This window comes from Aurantimonas sp. NFXS3, assembly GCF_049132005.1.
Lineage (GTDB): Bacteria > Pseudomonadota > Alphaproteobacteria > Rhizobiales > Rhizobiaceae > Aurantimonas > Aurantimonas coralicida.
The window spans coordinates 272,132-288,549 of record NZ_JAGDDZ010000002.1 but is presented as its reverse complement, the minus strand read 5'-3'; the positions used below and the strand labels follow the sequence as shown (position 1 = coordinate 288,549).

General features: G+C 68.7%; 18 protein-coding genes and 1 tRNA gene. 7 read left to right on the top strand and 12 right to left on the bottom strand.

Annotated elements, in window-relative coordinates; translation table 11 throughout:
* Positions 1 to 23: 23 nt before the first annotated feature.
* From J3367_RS06535 to J3367_RS06515, 5 genes are all read right to left on the bottom strand, one after another.
* Entirely contained in the window at positions 24 to 920 is an 897-nt protein-coding gene (locus J3367_RS06535; protein ID WP_081651910.1) for a YiiX/YebB-like N1pC/P60 family cysteine hydrolase, read from the bottom strand.
* Complete coding sequence (locus J3367_RS06530; RefSeq protein ID WP_024350739.1) at positions 917 to 1,954, bottom strand: MBL fold metallo-hydrolase; 1,038 nt, start codon at positions 1,952 to 1,954, stop codon at positions 917 to 919. Before J3367_RS06530 ends, J3367_RS06535 begins: the two co-directional genes overlap by 4 nt.
* A gap of 87 nt (positions 1,955 to 2,041) precedes the next feature.
* Entirely contained in the window at positions 2,042 to 2,332 is a 291-nt protein-coding gene (locus tag J3367_RS06525) for a YARHG domain-containing protein (protein ID WP_050767741.1), read from the bottom strand.
* Between the two features lie 118 nt (positions 2,333 to 2,450).
* Complete coding sequence (locus J3367_RS06520) at positions 2,451 to 2,729, bottom strand: hypothetical protein (protein WP_155898472.1); 279 nt, start codon at positions 2,727 to 2,729, stop codon at positions 2,451 to 2,453.
* 331 nt (positions 2,730 to 3,060) lie between these two features.
* Positions 3,061 to 3,145, bottom strand: a tRNA-Leu gene (locus J3367_RS06515).
* Between the two features lie 526 nt (positions 3,146 to 3,671).
* Here J3367_RS06515 and J3367_RS06510 point away from each other — a divergent pair.
* Together J3367_RS06510 and J3367_RS06505 are read left to right on the top strand one after the other, a co-directional pair.
* Positions 3,672 to 4,676 carry a complex I NDUFA9 subunit family protein gene (locus J3367_RS06510; RefSeq protein WP_035694954.1) on the top strand — a complete coding sequence of 335 codons (1,005 nt, stop codon included), beginning with the start codon at positions 3,672 to 3,674 and terminating at the stop codon, positions 4,674 to 4,676.
* Between the two features lie 56 nt (positions 4,677 to 4,732).
* The gene (locus J3367_RS06505; RefSeq protein ID WP_029703179.1) at positions 4,733 to 5,482 is read left to right on the top strand and encodes a sulfite exporter TauE/SafE family protein; all 750 of its coding nucleotides are present in this window, start codon (positions 4,733 to 4,735) and stop codon (positions 5,480 to 5,482) included.
* Between the two features lie 22 nt (positions 5,483 to 5,504).
* Here J3367_RS06505 and J3367_RS06500 read toward each other — a convergent pair whose 3' ends face one another.
* Positions 5,505 to 6,398, bottom strand: coding sequence for an undecaprenyl-diphosphate phosphatase (locus tag J3367_RS06500; RefSeq protein WP_024350744.1), 894 nt, complete (start codon positions 6,396 to 6,398; stop codon positions 5,505 to 5,507).
* 313 nt (positions 6,399 to 6,711) lie between these two features.
* Here J3367_RS06500 and J3367_RS06495 point away from each other — a divergent pair, with 313 nt between their 5' ends.
* The 4 genes from J3367_RS06495 to J3367_RS06480 are packed head-to-tail and all read left to right on the top strand — an operon-like array spanning position 6,712 to position 9,842.
* Positions 6,712 to 7,404 carry a glutathione S-transferase family protein gene (locus J3367_RS06495; RefSeq protein WP_009211238.1) on the top strand — a complete coding sequence of 231 codons (693 nt, stop codon included), beginning with the start codon at positions 6,712 to 6,714 and terminating at the stop codon, positions 7,402 to 7,404.
* 57 nt (positions 7,405 to 7,461) lie between these two features.
* Positions 7,462 to 8,607: a tRNA epoxyqueuosine(34) reductase QueG gene (gene queG / locus J3367_RS06490; RefSeq protein ID WP_024350745.1), complete on the top strand. Its 1,146-nt coding sequence runs from the start codon at positions 7,462 to 7,464 to the stop codon at positions 8,605 to 8,607.
* On the top strand, positions 8,588 to 8,917 hold the full coding sequence (locus J3367_RS06485) for a hypothetical protein (RefSeq protein ID WP_024350746.1): 330 nt from the start codon (positions 8,588 to 8,590) through the stop codon (positions 8,915 to 8,917). The genes queG and J3367_RS06485 overlap by 20 nt, the downstream gene beginning before the upstream one ends.
* Positions 8,918 to 8,921: 4 nt before the next feature.
* Positions 8,922 to 9,842 carry an SDR family oxidoreductase gene (locus J3367_RS06480; RefSeq protein ID WP_024350747.1) on the top strand — a complete coding sequence of 307 codons (921 nt, stop codon included), beginning with the start codon at positions 8,922 to 8,924 and terminating at the stop codon, positions 9,840 to 9,842.
* A gap of 15 nt (positions 9,843 to 9,857) precedes the next feature.
* Here the strand turns inward: J3367_RS06480 and vapC are convergent, their stop codons facing one another.
* The 5 genes from vapC to J3367_RS06455 form a co-directional block, all read right to left on the bottom strand.
* Positions 9,858 to 10,247, bottom strand: coding sequence for a type II toxin-antitoxin system VapC family toxin (vapC, locus tag J3367_RS06475; protein WP_024350748.1), 390 nt, complete (start codon positions 10,245 to 10,247; stop codon positions 9,858 to 9,860).
* A complete protein-coding gene (locus J3367_RS06470) occupies positions 10,244 to 10,453 on the bottom strand; it encodes a type II toxin-antitoxin system VapB family antitoxin (protein ID WP_024350749.1) in 210 nt (69 codons plus the stop codon). The genes vapC and J3367_RS06470 overlap by 4 nt, the downstream gene beginning before the upstream one ends.
* Positions 10,454 to 10,549: 96 nt before the next feature.
* On the bottom strand, positions 10,550 to 12,070 hold the full coding sequence (locus tag J3367_RS06465; RefSeq protein WP_024350750.1) for a RimK family protein: 1,521 nt from the start codon (positions 12,068 to 12,070) through the stop codon (positions 10,550 to 10,552).
* Between the two features lie 9 nt (positions 12,071 to 12,079).
* A complete protein-coding gene (locus J3367_RS06460; protein WP_024350751.1) occupies positions 12,080 to 13,342 on the bottom strand; it encodes a GNAT family N-acetyltransferase/peptidase C39 family protein in 1,263 nt (420 codons plus the stop codon).
* A 751-nt stretch (positions 13,343 to 14,093) separates the two neighbouring features.
* Positions 14,094 to 14,312, bottom strand: a complete 219-nt coding sequence (locus tag J3367_RS06455; RefSeq protein ID WP_024350752.1) for a hypothetical protein — start codon at positions 14,310 to 14,312, stop codon at positions 14,094 to 14,096.
* A 173-nt stretch (positions 14,313 to 14,485) separates the two neighbouring features.
* Here J3367_RS06455 and J3367_RS06450 point away from each other — a divergent pair, with 173 nt between their 5' ends.
* Positions 14,486 to 15,217, top strand: a complete 732-nt coding sequence (locus J3367_RS06450; RefSeq protein WP_421460533.1) for a glutathione S-transferase — start codon at positions 14,486 to 14,488, stop codon at positions 15,215 to 15,217.
* Between the two features lie 82 nt (positions 15,218 to 15,299).
* On the opposite strand, the gene J3367_RS06445 is transcribed toward J3367_RS06450, so the two are convergent.
* Positions 15,300 to 16,130 (bottom strand): lytic murein transglycosylase, encoded by an 831-nt coding sequence (locus J3367_RS06445; RefSeq protein WP_024350754.1) that lies wholly within the window; start codon positions 16,128 to 16,130, stop codon positions 15,300 to 15,302.
* Between the last annotated feature and the right edge of the window lie 288 nt (positions 16,131 to 16,418).

Sequence of the window (16,418 nt, the reverse complement as noted above, 5' to 3'; positions counted from 1 at the left end):
CTTTCCGCGCCGACAGGTCGGCGTCAGGGCTGTGCCGCCCAGTAGCGCGCAAGATCGCTGCGCAGCCGGGCCGGCGATCGCGTTCCCCATTCGTCGCGATGGCCCACCAGATAGAGGACCGGCCGCAGCCGCGACGGACGGGCGGCCGCGAGATCGGCAAACTGGTCGGGTACGAAGACGTGCCGGCCGTAGATGTGGCGGGCCTCCACCGGCAGGCTCGGAAGGGCCCGGCGCACGAGTTCGCTGCAGAAGAAGCAATCCGCCGTATCCGCGTCGAAGCGGAAATCGAAGGGCTGGCCGATGGCGCCGAGCAGGAACCGCATCGCCCGGCGGCGTTCGGCGCGCGCGGCGAGCGTCGGGCGCAGCACGACCAGATAATCCGCGTTGAGGACGGTCTCGGCCGAACTCAGATGCACCCCGTCCTGATCCGCTTCGATGAAGGTCCGGCCCGCGAGGATGTCCGGTGCCTGCCCCTGCGCGACCGCATCGCTCCAGATGCCCAGCCGGCGCATGTCGGCGTCCGACCCCAGATGGATCGCCACATGCTTGAACAGGCCCGGCAGGGTGGCGTTGGTCAGCCGCCCGCCCGAGGTTACGAGAACGATGTCGAGCGGCCGCAGATGTCGCCGCAGGAGCCGGACGGCCCCGTCCCGGCCATACAGATGGCCATTGCGCCATTCGACCGCCGCCACGACGCGGCCGATCACCGGCGCGACCGGGTCGAGCACCGCCACCAGCCAGTCGGGATAGCGTTCGACATTCGCGCAGCATTTGCGGATCGCCGGCGGCGGTGGCTCCGGGCCGAGATCGCCGCCTGCCGAACCGGTGACGCAGCCGGCGAGCGCCGATAGCATCAGGGCGCAGGGCAGGAGCAGCAGGCGTATCGGCCAACGCGCCGTCAGGTGCCTGGGGCCTGTCATGGAAAGCGCGCCGTTTCGCCGATCGACAGGGTGCGGGCATTCCTCGTGGCGCCGGCCCGCAGAAACCGCCGCGATGGTTCGGCGCGGGGCTCCGGCGACTGGGCGAAGGTGCCCCAGTGAATGCCGATCGCCGCCTTCGCCCCTACATCGCCCGCCAGCCGGACCGCCTCTTCCGGGGTCATGTGCATGTCGCCGACCAGGTGCCGGGGCTCGGAAGCGCCGATCGGCACCAGCACGAGGTCATAGGGCCCGCGCCGGCGACCGATCTCTGCAAACACCGGCGCGTAGCCGCTGTCGCCGATGAACAGGACGCGGTGGGACGGGTCCCTGAGCTTCCAGGAGAACGCCGTCCCGTCCGGGATGCCGAGAAGGTTGCGCCGGGTGGCGTGGATCGCCGGCAGGCCGGTGATCGTGACCGCGCCGATCCTGGCGGATCCGTTCAGCGGGAGCGCATGGATGCGCCGGAATCCGGCATCGGCCGCCAGATGTGCGAGACCGTCCGGCACGACGACGGCCGCCTCCGGAAACCGTCCGGCGAGCATCCGCAGGGAGGGGGCGTGGAGATGGTCGAAGTCGCCATGGGAGAGCACCACCGCATCGATTCCTCGAAGCTGGTCGAGGTGCAATTGCGGCCAGCCATAGCGAACCGGCAGCGGGCTTGCGAGCGAGACGGCACCCGCCAGCACCGGATCGGTCAGGATCACGGTCTTCCCCATCTGCAGGAGAACGGTCGAATGACCGTACCAGGCCACCGTCATCCCGCCCCGTTGCGTCGGCCTGGCGGATGTCGGTGCTTCGCGCGCCTCCTCCGGTCCGGGGGGCTCGCCCGGTCCCCGCAGGCGTTCGGCGAGCGCATAGACGCCGGAAGCCATCGAGACATGATGGATGGCGAGGCCGACACCGCGCAGCGGCTGCGGCGCGAGCACAACCGGTGCCGCGTCGGTGCGCGGCGGTCTGCCCGGCAAAGACGCGGCACAGCCGCAGAGCAAGACCGTCAGGCACAGCGCAGCCCGGATGCCCCGAAGACGCAACATGAGGAATTTCCCGGAACGCGGAAACAGGCTGCGACGCGAGCCGACCCAGGAGTGGGCCGGCGACGGATCAGCGGTGGCGTTCGCCGCCTAGCGACAGCCCTTGCGGCGCTCCCATCGCTGGATCGCGGCGACCTCCCGCCTGTCGGGGCCCGACAGCTCGCCATAGGGCGGAAAGCAGCTGCGGCCGAAGGCGCGGCGCGCCCGGCGGGTTTCGAAGCAATAGCCATTGTCGGCATAGATGGCGTTGCGGGCATACCAGAGCTCGTCGCAGCTCATGCTCCGGTAGCTCTGGGCCACCGCCTGCGATGCGCCGGCAAACGAGACGAGCGCAGCGACGATCAGCGTGCCTCGCAGGGTTCCAGTTGTCTGCATCTTCATGTTGGGCGCCTCCCGCCGGGTTGTCGATGCCCGAGCGTGACGGCCATTCGCGCGCTCCGACTTGACGTGCATCAAAACTACCCGCGTTTCTTCCCCAGCGGAAGACAGGCTGGACGCGCTAAGCCCAGGAGTCGTCGTCGGCGGTCAGGATCAACGTTTCCACATGGGCGTCCGGCCGATGGTCGACCGAGGCACAGACGGTCTCGGTGACGATATCTTCGCCGATCCTGAAGCGCGGCGCGCCGTTGGCAGCAGTGTCGCTCATCGAGACCTCGACGCTCGCGCCGCGCAGGCGACGATCAATTGCCGTCGTCATCCATCCCAAACCACACATCCCGACGGCTTTCGCGTTCCTCGCCTGGAACTCTCCGCAGACAATACACTCGAGATTCGCCACGCTTTTTCCCCGATTCCGTGGCACGCTCCCCGGCGTCCGGAAAAGCAGCATGACGACAGGCCCTGCGGCACGCGCAGGATTAACGTCAGTCTTTCGGCAGGCTGCAAGCAGGTCCGGATATCGTGAGGAACATCAGGCGATTGCGCCCGGATCGCAGACCAGCACTTTGTCCAGCCGTGACGGCAGCGCGCAGGCACCACCCGGCATCCGCGCGCCGAAGCAAAATGGTGCGCACGCCATGCCCGGCCGATGCCGGAGCCATCATATCGCGAAGTGTTCGGGGGGGTGTGGCTACTGTCCGGATCGCTGCGGATCATCTCGAACAGTCAATTGGTGCCCAGGAGAGGACTCGAACCTCCACGCCTCGCGGCACACGGACCTGAACCGTGCGCGTCTACCAATTCCGCCACCTGGGCACGGCGCGGAGCATTAGAGGGAGGCCGGGTCGCTGTCAACGCAGTTTTGCGACGATTGGCGCCGGCACACGAATTTTCTGTCGCAGTGCAGCGGACCGGCGTGGACGGCGCGGTTTTTCGCAGGCGATGGCGCGCCGTTCCGCCAAGTGCAGGGAGACCGGGACGCGGATGCCGGACGCGCCCGCCGGCTGTCGCGGGCCATGCCAGGGCGCGCGGCGGGAGCGGGGCAATGGCGCCGGGCGGCGGGCGTTCCCGTGGCCGCGGCAGCGCCCTGCGACGGTTTGTGCCGCGGGCTTGCGGATCGGGTGCGGTGCGCCATCTGCGCGATTGTGCGGGACCGGCGTCCCCGGTCCGGCGGACGCGGCGTGAAACAGCCGGCTCGCGGCGCGGCGCCGCCTTCACCTGACGCCGCAGACGGGCTATGACGCGGCGGAACGGGGCCCGCGCCGGGCGGCGCGAATCATCCGGCCCCGCCCGGACGCGAACCGGGCCGACGGGCCACAGGCAAGGCAGGAGCTTGAGTACGATGAGTGTCGACACGAACAAGACGGTGGTGGTGTTCGGCGGTTCGGGCTTTGTCGGCCGCTACCTGGTGCAGGCGCTCGCCCGCCGCGGCCATCGCATTCGCGTCGCCTGCCGGCGCCCGGATCTGGCCTATCACCTGCAGCCCAACGGCAATATGGGCCAGATCATGCCGATCCAGGCCAATCTGCGCTATCCGTGGTCCGTCGAGCGGGCGGTCGAGGGGGCCGACCATGTCGTCAACCTCGTCGGCATTCTGGCACAAAGCGGCCAGCAGAGCTTCGACGCGCTGCAGTCCTTCGGCGCTCGCACGGTGGCGGAGGCGACCGCGAAGATCGGCGCCGGCATGACGCAGATCTCGGCCATCGGCGCCGACGAGACCTCCGAATCCGAATATGCCCGCACCAAGGCCGAGGGCGAGAAGGCGGTGCTCGACGCCATCCCCGGCGCCTACATCATGCGTCCGTCGATCGTCTTCGGCGCCGAGGACCAGTTCTTCAACCGCTTCGCCGACATGGCGCGGTTCTCGCCGTTCCTGCCGTTGATCGGCGGCGGCAAGACCCGGTTCCAGCCGGTCTATGTGGGCGATGTCGCCGAGGCGATCGCCGACACGGTGGACGGCAAGGTTCCCGGCGGACGGGTCTACGAGCTCGGCGGGCCGGAAGTGCTGACCTTCCGCCAGATGATGGAGGAGATGCTGCGCATCATCGAGCGCAAACGCAACTTCGTCACCATCCCGTTCGGCGCCGCCGCCTCGATGGCGAAGCTGATGCGCTTCCTGCCGGGCGCGCCGCTGACGCCCGACCAGGTCACCCAGTTGCAGACCGACAATGTCGTGTCGCAGGACGCCATCGAGGACGGCCGCACGCTGGAGGCCTTCGGCATCCGGCCGCGCACCGTCGACGCGATCCTGCCGACCTATCTCGTCCGCTTCCGCAAGCACGGGCAGTTCACCCACCCGCAGCCCCAGGCCGGCGGCGTGCGGATGCCCGACGACGAGGCGGTCTGAGCCACGGCGATCGGTGAGCGCCACATGGCCGTGACCGGCTGACCGGCTTGGACGCGATGCTGCTTCCGCCGGGCCTTGCGGCCGGCACCGCGCTGCTGCTGGTCGTGGCGAGCTTCTTCACCTCGGCCGCCACCGCCGCCTTCGGGATCGGGGGCGGGCTGTCGCTCCTTGCCATCATGAGCACGGTGCTGCCGGTGGCGGTGCTGATTCCCGTCCATGGCCTGGTGCAGCTCGCCTCCAATCTCGGACGCGTGCTGGTGCAGCGGCGGGCCGTGTCCTGGCGCGCGTTGCTGCCGTTTCTGGCCGGCGCGGCGCTGGGCGCGCTGATCGGCGCACGCTTCGTCGTCACCCTGCCGGAAGCGGTGCTGCAGACGACGCTCGGGGCGTTCATCCTGATCCTTGCCCTGGCGAAGCTGCCGGCGATCGGCCGGATCGGGCCGCCGGGCTTTGCCTTTGCGGGTCTCGCCACGACGTTTCTGTCGATGTTCGTCGGGGCCACCGCGCCGATCAACGCGGCGTTCTTCGCCAAGGCCTTCGACGACCGCTCGGAACTGGTCGCGACGCTGGCGGCGACGACCTTCCTGCAGCATCTGTTCAAGAGCCTCGCCTTCTTCGCCCTCGGCGTCGGGCTCGCCGCCTATGCGCCGCTGATCGCCGCGATGATCGTCACGGGCTTTGCCGGCACGCTGGCCGGAACGGCGCTGCTCAAACGCATCGACGAGCGGCTGTTCCGCTTCGTCCTGACGGCGATCCTCGTCGTGATCTCGCTCGACCTCCTGCGCCGCGGCCTGACCAGCCTCATGTGAGCCCGGGCATCCATCTCCTAGTCTAGCGCGCGGGCGGCGTTCCACCGTCGGTGGCGAGCGGCTGCGAGACGGAGGCCGGCACGGGCGTCGCCGCCTCGCCGCCATCCTCGGCCGGCAGGGCCAGCAGCAGCACCATGCCGACGAGGCCGACGCCGATGCGCCACCAGGCGAAGACGGCAAAGCCGTGCCGCGAGACGAAGTCGAGCAGGAAGCGGACGACGAAGAGCGCCGAAACGAAGGCCATGACGAAGCCGATGACGATCAGCCCGGCATCATCGACCGATAGAAGGTCGCGATTCTTCATCAGGTCGTAGGTGAAGGCGCCGAGCATGGTCGGCATGGCCAGGAAGAAGGAGAACTCGGCCGCCGAGCGCTTGTCGGTGCCCATCAGGAGCGAGCCGGCGATGGTGGCGCCGGAGCGCGAGGTGCCCGGGATCAGGGCGAGGCACTGGAAGATGCCGATCTTCAGGCAGAGCGACAGCGGATAATCCATGACGTCGTCGTAGCGCACGATCCGCGGCATGCGGTCGATGACCAGAAGCAGGATGCCGCCGACGATCAGCGCGACGCAGATCACCATCGGCGTTTCGAACAGGATGGTCTTGATGAAGTCGTGCGCCAGAACGCCGACGAAGGCCGCCGGCAGGAAGGCGAGCAGGATGCCGGCGGTGAAGCGGCGGCTGCGGGCGTCGGTCGGCAGGGTGACGAAGATCCGCCAGAGCCGGCCGAAATACAGGATCAGGATGGCCAGGATCGCGCCGAGCTGGATCAGCACCTCGAAGCTGCGGGCGGTGGACTGGAAGCCGAGAAAATGGCCCAGCAGCAGGATGTGCCCGGTGGAGGAAACCGGAAGGAACTCCGTCAGTCCCTCGGTGATGCCCAGAATGACGGCGTCGCCGACTGCTGCGAAATCCATGACAATCCCCTGCCCCGTTCCAGCGCGGCGTCTACCCGATCTGCCGACGAAGGGAAACGGGGGCGGCCATCCGATGGCCGGAATCCTCGGCCAGTGTGGCGAGTGCGCCCGTTCGCGGCGCAGCCCGTGCCGCTTGCCGCCGGGGCGATTCCGGCTATGTCGCTCAAAGCAAAGGCAGACCCGTTGACGGTCCATTGACGAGTGTCTGCCATCATGACGCGCAGGGACGTCCTTTCGGGCGCGCCGTCGATCATTTCAAACAGGGGCAGCCCGCGCGCGGGTGATCCATCCGAAGAGCACCCGATCCAACCGCATGCTGAAGCTACACCATCATCCGATGTCCGCCGCCTCGCGTTTCGTGCGGCTCGTCCTCGGGGAATATGGCGAGCGCGCCGAATATCTGGAGGAGCGTCCGTGGGAGAAGCGCCGCGACTTCCTGGCGCTGAATCCGGCCGCGACCCTGCCGGTGATGCTCGAGGATGACGGTCCGGCGATCGTCGGCGCGACGGTGGCGGGCGAATATCTCGACGAGACCCGCGGCGTCTTCCAGCGCGACAAGCGGCTCCTGCCGGAAAAGCCGCTGGAGCGGGCCGAGGTGCGGCGGCTGACCGAGTGGTTCCTGGGCAAGCTCGACAGCGAGGTCACGCGCTATCTCGTCCGCGAACGGGTGTTCAAGCTGGAAATGAGCGCCGATGCCGGCGGCGGACCACCGGACGCCTCGGCGATCCGGGCGGCGCGGGCCAATCTGAAGCATCATCTGCGCTATCTCGGCTGGCTGGCCGAAAGCCGCGACTGGCTGGCCGGCCCGCGGCTGTCCTATGCCGATCTGGCGGCTGCCGCCGAACTCTCGATCCTCGACTATCTCGGCGAGATTCCCTGGGAGAAGGAGCCGGCGGCCAAGGACTGGTACATGCGGATCAAGTCGCGCCCGTCCTTCCGCCCACTCCTGACCGAGCGCGTGCGCGGCCTGCCGCCGGTGCATCACTACGTCCAACTCGACTTCTGAGTTTAAACGCGGCCCCCGGGGCGTGCGCCGGACCGACGAACCGCCTATATCGGCACCATGACCGCGCGCGAGACACTGACCGACTTCATCCGCAAGGACGCCGGCCGGCTGGGCTTTTCGGCGGTCGGCATCGCGCCCGGCGCCGGCGATGTCGCGGCCGGACCCCGCCTCGACGAATTCATCGCCAAGGGCCGCTACGGCACGATGGGCTGGATGCCCGAGACGGCGGAGCGTCGCCGTTCCGCCCGGGCGCTGTGGCCCGAGGTGCGCTCGATCGTCGTTCTCGGCATGAATTACGGCCCGCAGGAGGATCCGCTGGCGATCCTGGAGCGCCCGGATCGCGGCGCGATCTCGGTCTATGCCCGACACCGCGACTATCACGACGTCATCAAGGGCCGGCTGAAGGAACTGGCCGGCCGCATGGTCGCCAGGGCCCGCCAGGCCGGGCTTGGCGAGCACGACGCCAAGGTCTTCGTCGACACCGCGCCGGTGATGGAAAAGCCGCTGGGCGAGATGGCCGGCCTCGGCTGGCAGGGCAAGCACACCAATCTCGTCTCCCGCGAGCACGGCTCCTGGCTGTTCCTCGGCTCGATCTTCACCACGCTGGAGATGACGCCCGACGCGCCGGGCCGCGATCTCTGCGGTTCCTGCCGGGCCTGCCAGGACGTCTGCCCCACCGACGCCTTCCCCGAGCCCTACAAGCTCGATGCCCGACGCTGCATCTCCTACCTGACCATCGAGACCCGCAAGCCGGTGCCGCAAGAGTTCCGGGCCGCGATGGGCAACCGCATCTATGGCTGCGACGATTGCCTCGCCGTTTGCCCCTGGAACAAGTTTGCCGGCAAAGCCAGCGAGGCGAAGCTGATCGCCCGCGAGGATCTGAACGCGCCGAAACTCGCCGATCTTCTGGCCCTCGACGATGCCGCCTTCCGTACCCTGTTTTCCGGTTCACCTATCAAGCGGATCGGGCGCGACAAGTTCGTGTCGAACTGCCTGATCGCCGCCGGCAATTCCGGCGATCCGGCGCTGCTCGGCGCCGTGAGGAACCGTCTCGCGGACGCGGCGCCCCTCGTGCGGGCCATGGCGATCTGGGCGCTTGCCCGGCTGTCCCCCGAAGATGCCTTGCAGCGCCGGCCCGCCGCGCTTGATAGGGAAGACGATCCCGTCGTCAGGAGCGAATGGCATGCTCTTCAAGGACCGTAAGGTATCCCGATCCGGTGCCCGCGCTGCCGAGGTCGAGACCAAGGTGCGACGGGCCGTCGGCCAGCTGCGTCACGGAATGCCGGCGACACCGGCCACGGGTTCCGGGGCGCTCGGTGCCGGCGCAATCGGCGCATTGGCCATCGGCGCGCTGGCGATCGGATCGGTGGCGGTGGGCGCGTTCGCCATCGGGCGATTGTCCGTCGGGAGCGCCCGTATCGGAACGGCCGACATCGGCAGGCTGCGGATCGGCCGGCTGGAGCTCGGCGAGATGGCCCGGCCGCACGATCCCGCCGAACCCTGGAGCGACTGACCCCATGCATTTCTTCGTCTTCGGCCACGGCTATTCGGCCGGGCACTTCGTCGACACGCTCGATCCGCACGACGTCACCGGTGTGACGGTGCGCACGGCGGACAAGGCGAGCCGGCTGGCGGCGCATCATCTGAAGCCCTTCGTCTTCGACGGCGAGCACCCGACCGACGGCATCTCGCCGGCGCTCTATCGCGCCACGCATCTGCTCGTCTCGGTGCCGCCGGGCCATGCGGCGCCGAAGGGCGCCAGCGTTGGGGGCGCCAATGCGCGGCCCGGCGACCCGGTGCTGCGCTGGTATGGCGACGCGATCGCCCATGGCTGCCCGAAGCTCGAATGGATCGGCTATCTCTCCACCGTCGGGGTCTATGGCGACCACGACGGCGGCTGGGTGGACGAGGACAGCGAGACGCGGCCGGTCTCGGAGCGATCGAAGGCCCGCATCGCCGCTGAAGTCGCCTGGCAGGAAGCGGCGGCGACGCGGCGGGTGCCGCTTGCGATCCTGCGCCTGTCCGGCATCTACGGCCCCGGCCGCAACGGCTTCGTCAATCTGGCGAAGGGGACGGCCAAGCGGCTGGTGAAGCCCGGCCAGGTGTTCAACCGGATCCATGTCGACGACATTGCCGGGGCGCTGAGCCTCCTGGCGGAACAGCGGCTCGGCGGCATCTACAACGTCACGGACGACGAGCCGGCCCCGCCCCAGGACGTGGTTGCCCACGCCGCGGCGATGGCAGGCGTCGCACCGCCGCCGGAAATTCCCTTCGACGCCGCCGAACTCTCGCCGATGGCGCGCAGCTTCTATGGCGAGAACAAGCGGGTCTCCAACGCAAGGATCAAGGAAGCGGGTTACCGGTTCCGCCATCCGACCTATCGCGAGGGACTGGAGAGCGTGCGGGCCGATGCGGCGCTGATCGGCGGCGGGAGCTAAGGGGGGCCCTCCGCCTCAGGCGGTCTGCAGCCAGCAATGGGCGGCCAGCGCCGCCATGTCCGGGTCGGCGTGCAGGACGCGATGTCCCCGGTCGATAGCATGGGCGGCGATCAGCGCCGCTTCGGGCCGTTGCAGCGCGACGCCCTTGTCTCGCAGAATGCGTGCGAGACCGGCAGCCCGCCCGACCGACCGCTCGCCCGCGACGGACAGGATCGGAAACTGGCGCAGATAGCGGCCGATGCGGTCGGCGTCGCGATCGTCCGCCGCTCCAGCCAGCAGCCGGAAGAGGGTCAGGTCGGCGATGCCGATCTCCGACAGATCGGGGCTCTCCCGCAGCAGGCGGATCTCACGCGTGTCCGCGCCCCTCAGGTTGGCGATCCAGACCGAGGCATCAACGAGAATCATCCGCCGGCCGCGTCCGTCTGGCCGGGTCCGTCCTTTCCGGGCCCCGGCCAGCCCATGCCGTGCATGTCAGCGAGGGCGCGGCGGCGACGTTCCTGGGCGATCAGCCGGCGCAGGGCCTCCTCGACCGTCGCCTTCTTGGTCGACAGGCCCGCGGCGGCCATCGCCTCGGCCATCAGCCGGTCGTCGATCTCGATATTGGTGCGCATGACCCGCTCCGATGTGCAGACAGGCCCAGCGGTCTACACATCGCCCCTGACCGCTTCAAGCCGCGTGCCGCTGGCCGGGCGATTCCAGGCGAAGGCCTAGCGTTCGATGCGGTCGATGAACCAGCGGGTGAGCCGGGTCCAGACCTCGTCCTTCTCGGCGTAATCCTCGACGCCATGTTCGAGGTTCGGATTGTCGTTGACCTCGATCAGGAAGACCCCGTCGTCGGTCTCCTTCAGATCGACGCCATAGAGGCCGTCGCCGATGCAGCGGGCGCCGCGCAGGCCCGCGTCCAGCACATGCGGCGGCGCCTCGCCCAGCGCGAAGGGCCGGAAGCCGCCCTCCATCGGCCGGCCGCCGGTCTCGTGATTGATGATCTGCCAGTGCTCGCCGGCCATCAGATACTGGACGGCGAAGAGCGGCTCGCCGCCGAGGACGCCGATGCGCCAGTCGAATTTCGTCGGCATGAACTTCTGGGCAATCAGAAGGTCGGAATCCTCCAGCCATGCCCCCGCCAGCCTGACCAGCCCGGCCATGTCGTCCAGCTTCTTGACGCCGCGCGAGAAGGAGCCGTCGGGGATCTTCAGCACCATGGGGAAGCCGAGCTCGTCGGCCGCCTTCTGGAAATCCTCCTTGCCGCCGATCATCACCGAGGGCGGCGTCGCCACCCCGTTCGCCGCCATCAGCTCGTTGCAATAGACCTTGTTGGTGCAGCGGATCATCGAGATCGGGTCGTCGATGACCGGCATGCCCTCCTGCATGGCGCGCCTTGCGAAGCGATAGGTGTGGTTGGAGATCGAGGTCGTCTCGCGGATGAACAGCGCGTCGAAATTGGCCAGCCGCGGCAGGTCGCGGCGGGTGATCGGCTCGACGTCGACGCCGAGCCGGGCGGCCGTGCGGGCCCAGTGCTTGAGCGTGTCCACGGAGGATGGCGGCAGCGCCTCGTTGGGATCGTAGAGCGTCGCGAAGGCATATTTCGCAGGCGTCTTCGCCTTGGCGGCGCGCCACTCGCGGGCGGTGTAGCGCTGCATGGCGGCCAGCAGCCGGCCGGTCTCGACCGCGTCCAGCTTGGCGGGCGCGGCAAAGCCGATGCGTCTGATCTTTGCCCGGCGGTCGAGCGGTGCCGATTGGCTCGTGCGCCGCGCCGGCGATGCCGAGGCCGCCGGTCGCTCCGTGGCTTCGGCGCCGTCCAGATGCACCTCCAGCGCCGGGGCGCGGAACCAGTCGAAGACCAGCTTGGCGAAGCGCTCCAGACGCGGATCGTCGGTGTAGCCGAAATAGATGCGGATCGGCGATGTCGGCCGCTCGCCCTTTTCCAGTGCCCTGGCGAGGGCGGCGTCCAGTTCCGGCAGGGCGTTCTCGTAGAGCTTCTTCTCCGACAGGTCGATCATCGTCTCGACCGAGGGGATGATGCGATGGCCCCGTGCCTCGGCGAGCAGCGAGCCGTAATAGGCGCGGCTTTGATAGGCGTAGGAGCGCGACAGATTGATGATCTTGGGGCGCTGGCCGCGGAACAGGCCCGGCCGCGCGAGATAGTCGCGCACCGTCATGACCTTGTGCGGCGTCGCGCCGTTGTCGAGATCGGACAGGCGTCCGACGAGAACCACCCATTGGGACATGGAAGTCGGCTAAGCCTCGCGCCTGGACAGGAACACCGCGGCCCTGAGGCCGACCTTGCCGAAACGCGCGATCCGGTCGAAGGTCTCATAGGGGATCGGAAGATTGGCCGCGTCGGCGACCGTCTCGCCGCGCTCGTCGGCGACCCAGGGGTCGTGGATGACGATATGGCGGCCGTCGTCGCCATGGGCGAGCACCCAGTGCGGCACCTTCTTGCCGAACATGTGATAGCCCGAGATCAGGACGACGGCGGTCTTGCCGGCGGCGATCGCGGCGCGCAGATCGTCGAGGGTGAAGCGCCCGATGGTCACGTCGATGGCGTAGCGCTCGGCCCGGCGGCGGAAATCCTCCTGGGCGAGCCCCATCACCACCTGCTTCTCGGGACTGCGGACGCCCTCAAGGAACAGGTCCCCCGGCTCGGAGACGTGAATCTCGGCGGCAAGACCCGCCTCGTGGGCGGCGACGGCCAGGCCATAGGGCTCGCAGCCGCCCGGCCCCGACATCATGAAGATGGTCGTCGCCTCGCGCCACAGCCGGATCTCGGTCACCGGCTCCAGCACGAAGCCGGGAATGTCGCGGCCCATGGCCATCATCAGGCAGCAGGCGCCGCAGGTGAAATCGGTGGTCTGCTCGTAATAGGGCACGCCGGTGTCGATCGGGTGATCGCCGCGCAGGGTCTTTTCGAAGCGCAGCGCCGTCTCGTGGTCGGCGTAATAGTCGAGATAGGTGCCGATGGGGCGGAAACCCTCGCCGCGATAGAGAGCGATGGCGGCGGCATTGTCGGCGCGCACTTCCAGCCGCAGGGCGATGCGATCGCGGTCGAAGGCTGCGGCCTCGGCCGCCTTCAGGAGAGCCCGGCCGATGCCGCGTCCCGCCGCATGGGGAGAGACCGCGATGGAATAGAGCCGGGCGAGACCGGTGCCGCGCCGCACGAGGAGCGCGGCATAGGCGAGGATCGGACCGGACCGCGGCGCGTCGTAGGCCGCACGCGGCGCGCCAGCCGTCGTGTCGACGGCCCCGTCGCCGGTGGCGGCCGCCTCGACGACGAGAACGACGGCGCTGGGCGAGGCGATGAGGTTGCGGAAGGAGCGCCGGGAGATCCGGTCGGCCTCGAAGACGGCGGTCTCGATGGCCACGAGGGGCTCGAGATCGCCCGGCCGCGCGGGACGGATGACATATCCGATGTGTGCGGCGGCTTCGGGTTGATGATGGCTTGATCCGGGGTGCCCGACTTCCCGCGGGGAGACGGAGCTGGGCGACGGCTGGTGCAGCATCGGGGCGTCATCGGCAGGGAGGTGACGCAAACGACACGATGCCGCCGCCTGTCCCTTCATAGGCTATCGCTTATAGGCCTCTGCCAGAGGGAATGCGACGGGAATCGGCGGCGGTGACGCGCTGGTGATGGGCGTCGCACAGCGTCGCCATCGGCACGACTCTGCCTGCCATAGAGGTGTCCGAGGGCGGTGAATTGCGGCCTCGCAGAGGCATCTCGGCCAACCGGTTCGTGCCGTCGCGCAAGTCCGGCCCGCAGCCATCGCGGCAAGGCAACCAGCGGCCCTCAGCGCGCGGTAACGAGACGCCAGGCGAGCAAACGTCGCAGCATCCTCGGAGACGGCGCCCCGCAGGCTCACACACAAGCATCCGCATCGCAGAACACGCGAACCGGCGCTGGGAATTGGTTCGGCTCAGACGCCCGCAATCATGCGGACGGGCGTGATGGAGACTTGGGAGCAGCTATGGTTCGGGCCTTCGACGAGTGCAACAGCCCGTCAGCCGCTCCCAAGGCCTGTCAGTGAAAACGCCGCTATGCGGAGGCCCGTACAACAACCTCGGCAGTCCGTGCGGCGACATGCATAGGTGGTTCCATTCGACACCTCCCGCAGCGTCATTGACGCAGTTATCAGCCTACGCCTTCAGGGCTGTGCGTCAAGTCCATGACAGCAAAATCGGTTGCCGCTCCGTCAGTTCCGGCCAAGGCTCGCGCCATGCCCATCGAGGGGTGGCCGCCTTATCGGCGCGCCGCCGTCAGCCCAAACCGGCGATGAAAGGCCGGCGCCCAGTCGGCGTGATCGTCTCGGCATAGCGCAGGGCCTGCAGCCGCTGATGCGGCGTCAGGGAGTGCAGCTTCGCCTCCGCCTCCGTCGAGACCCGGTACTCGCCGCAGCGCTCGCAATGGATCGCGCGCTGGTCCGGCTTTTCCGGCTCCAGCAATGTCGCCTCACCCTCGCAGATCGGGCATTTCATACGCTTCCTCCTCGAATGTCAGACGCCGGCGATGATACGCGACGCAGAGCGCCCCGACGAGGCCTGCGGCACGATTGCGGGACAGGGGTTCAGACGCGGCCCGCGGCCCCTATAGTCACGGCGATGGACAGGCGAGAGATCGCTCGCTCGCGTCACCTCTGGCAGGAGCGACAATGGCCTATGATCTCTATTACTGGCCGATGATCCCGGGCCGCGGGGAATATCCGCGGCTGGTCCTGGAAGCTGCCGGTGTCGCCTATCGCGACGTCGCCCGCCTGCCCGAATCGGAGGGTGGCGGCATCGCCGCGATGCAGGCCTTCCTCGCCGGTGAAAAGGGGCATCTGCCGCCATTCGCGCCACCCTTCCTGGTCGATGGCGATCGCGTCGTCTCGCAGGCCGCGGAGATCAGTATCCTTGTCGGCGAGCGGCATGGGCTGGCGCCGAAGGGCGAGGCGGAGCGGCTGTTCGCCCGCTCGATCGCGCTCACCACGGCCGATCTCGTCGCCGAGGCCCACGACGTCCATCACCCGCTCGGCGTCGGTCTCTATTACGAGGACCAGAGGGATGCGGCGCGCGAACGCGCCCTCGGCTTCCACGAGGAGCGGCTGCCGAAGTTCCTCGGCTGGTACGAGCGGATCCTGGCCGGCAACCCGGCAGGCTCCGGCGTCCTCGTCGGGGAAGCCATCAGCTATGCCGATCTCGGCCTGTTCCAGACGATGGCGGGCCTGCGCTACGCCTTCCCGCGGCGCATGCAGACGCTCGCCCCCGACTATCCGGGCATCGCGGCGCTGGTCGAGCGGGTCGCCGCGGAGCCGCGCGTCGCAGCGTATCTCGCCAGCGACCGCCGCATGGCCTTCAACGAGGACGGCATCTTCCGAAACTACCCGGAACTCGACGCGGACTGACCACCAAACGAAAACGCCCCGGCGAGAAGCCGGGGCGCGAAACGCAGCAAGGGGCCGGACCCTGGTCCGGGCGGCAGGCCGATCAGTTGGCGAGCTTGGAGGCGAAGAGCGCCAGGGCCTTCTGGTAGACGCCGGCCCGGTTCCAGTCGCGCAGGATGGCGAAGTTGGGCTCGCCCTGCTGGTAGCCGGCGCCCGGACGCCAGCCGTGCTGGCGCAGGAAGTTCGCCGTGGAGGCGAGCACGTCGGCCTTGGAGTTGATCAGGTCGCGGCGGCCGTTGCCGTCGCCGTCGACGGCGAAGCGCAGGTAGTTCTTGGCGAGGAACTGGGTCTGGCCGATCTCGCCGGCCCAGGCGCCCTTCATCTGGCTCGGCTTCATGTCGCCGCGATCGACGATGGCCAGGGCCGCCAGCAGCTCTTCGGTGAAGAAGGCCGAGCGGCGGCAGTCATAGGCCAGCGTCGCCAGCGAGCTGAAGATGTTCATCGAGCCGGAATTGGCGCCGAAGCCGGTTTCCATGCCCCAGATCGCGACGATGATCTCCTTCTGGACGCCGTAGCTCTTCTCGATCGAGTTGAGCAGGCCGGCATTCTGCTGGATGATCCGCTTGCCCTTCTTGACGAAGGAGGCCGGCGCGCGGCGCTGCATGAACGCCTCGAGCGAGATGTTCATGGAATGCTGGTTGCGGTCCAGCTTGATGACCTGGTTGGAATAGCTGGTCGGCATCAGGGCCGACTGCACGGTGCCCTGGGAGATGCCGGCGCGCACGGCTTCCTGGGCGAATTCCTGCTTCCACTGGTTGAAGCCACCGGCGCTGTTGCCGCACTGGGCGGCAAGGGCCGGAGCGGCGGCGCCGAGGCCGATGGTCAGGGCGAGCGATGCGGCGTGCGTCCGCAGGGACGTCAGGCGTACCTTCATGGGTCTGCTTCCTCGTTTCAGGTCGTGGGGCCGCGCGGGCCGCGTTGCGTCGAATGGGGTGATCGGCGGCGCCGGGGCGCATGGCCATCGGCGGCGGACACCGTCCGGGTGCATCCTATCACCCACTTTCCTAACCGATTGCGCGGTGTCTGCGTAGTGCAGCACTGCGACACGGGGGCCGGGAAGTGCCGCGCGGGCGCTCTTCGGGCCGCAGCCCGGCCGCCAAACGCGAACGGCCGCGCCGCCCCCCGGGGGCGACACGGCCGTCACAGGTATGCGGCGCCCGAA

Bases quoted from the DNA above. Each gene is read 5' to 3' on its own strand.
- J3367_RS06535 (WP_081651910.1), bottom strand. From the start codon at position 920: ATGACAGGCCCCAGGCACCTGACGGCGCGTTGGCCGATACGCCTGCTG.
- J3367_RS06530 (WP_024350739.1), bottom strand. From the start codon at position 1,954: ATGTTGCGTCTTCGGGGCATCCGGGCTGCGCTGTGCCTGACGGTCTTG.
- J3367_RS06525 (WP_050767741.1), bottom strand. From the start codon at position 2,332: ATGAAGATGCAGACAACTGGAACCCTGCGAGGCACGCTGATCGTCGCT.
- J3367_RS06510 (WP_035694954.1), top strand. From the start codon at position 3,672: ATGAGTGTCGACACGAACAAGACGGTGGTGGTGTTCGGCGGTTCGGGC.
- J3367_RS06505 (WP_029703179.1), top strand. From the start codon at position 4,733: ATGCTGCTTCCGCCGGGCCTTGCGGCCGGCACCGCGCTGCTGCTGGTC.
- J3367_RS06500 (WP_024350744.1), bottom strand. From the start codon at position 6,398: ATGGATTTCGCAGCAGTCGGCGACGCCGTCATTCTGGGCATCACCGAG.
- J3367_RS06495 (WP_009211238.1), top strand. From the start codon at position 6,712: ATGCTGAAGCTACACCATCATCCGATGTCCGCCGCCTCGCGTTTCGTG.
- queG (WP_024350745.1), top strand. From the start codon at position 7,462: ATGACCGCGCGCGAGACACTGACCGACTTCATCCGCAAGGACGCCGGC.
- J3367_RS06485 (WP_024350746.1), top strand. From the start codon at position 8,588: ATGCTCTTCAAGGACCGTAAGGTATCCCGATCCGGTGCCCGCGCTGCC.
- J3367_RS06480 (WP_024350747.1), top strand. From the start codon at position 8,922: ATGCATTTCTTCGTCTTCGGCCACGGCTATTCGGCCGGGCACTTCGTC.
- vapC (WP_024350748.1), bottom strand. From the start codon at position 10,247: ATGATTCTCGTTGATGCCTCGGTCTGGATCGCCAACCTGAGGGGCGCG.
- J3367_RS06470 (WP_024350749.1), bottom strand. From the start codon at position 10,453: ATGCGCACCAATATCGAGATCGACGACCGGCTGATGGCCGAGGCGATG.
- J3367_RS06465 (WP_024350750.1), bottom strand. From the start codon at position 12,070: ATGTCCCAATGGGTGGTTCTCGTCGGACGCCTGTCCGATCTCGACAAC.
- J3367_RS06460 (WP_024350751.1), bottom strand. From the start codon at position 13,342: ATGCTGCACCAGCCGTCGCCCAGCTCCGTCTCCCCGCGGGAAGTCGGG.
- J3367_RS06455 (WP_024350752.1), bottom strand. From the start codon at position 14,312: ATGAAATGCCCGATCTGCGAGGGTGAGGCGACATTGCTGGAGCCGGAA.
- J3367_RS06450 (WP_421460533.1), top strand. From the start codon at position 14,486: ATGGCCTATGATCTCTATTACTGGCCGATGATCCCGGGCCGCGGGGAA.
- J3367_RS06445 (WP_024350754.1), bottom strand. From the start codon at position 16,130: ATGAAGGTACGCCTGACGTCCCTGCGGACGCACGCCGCATCGCTCGCC.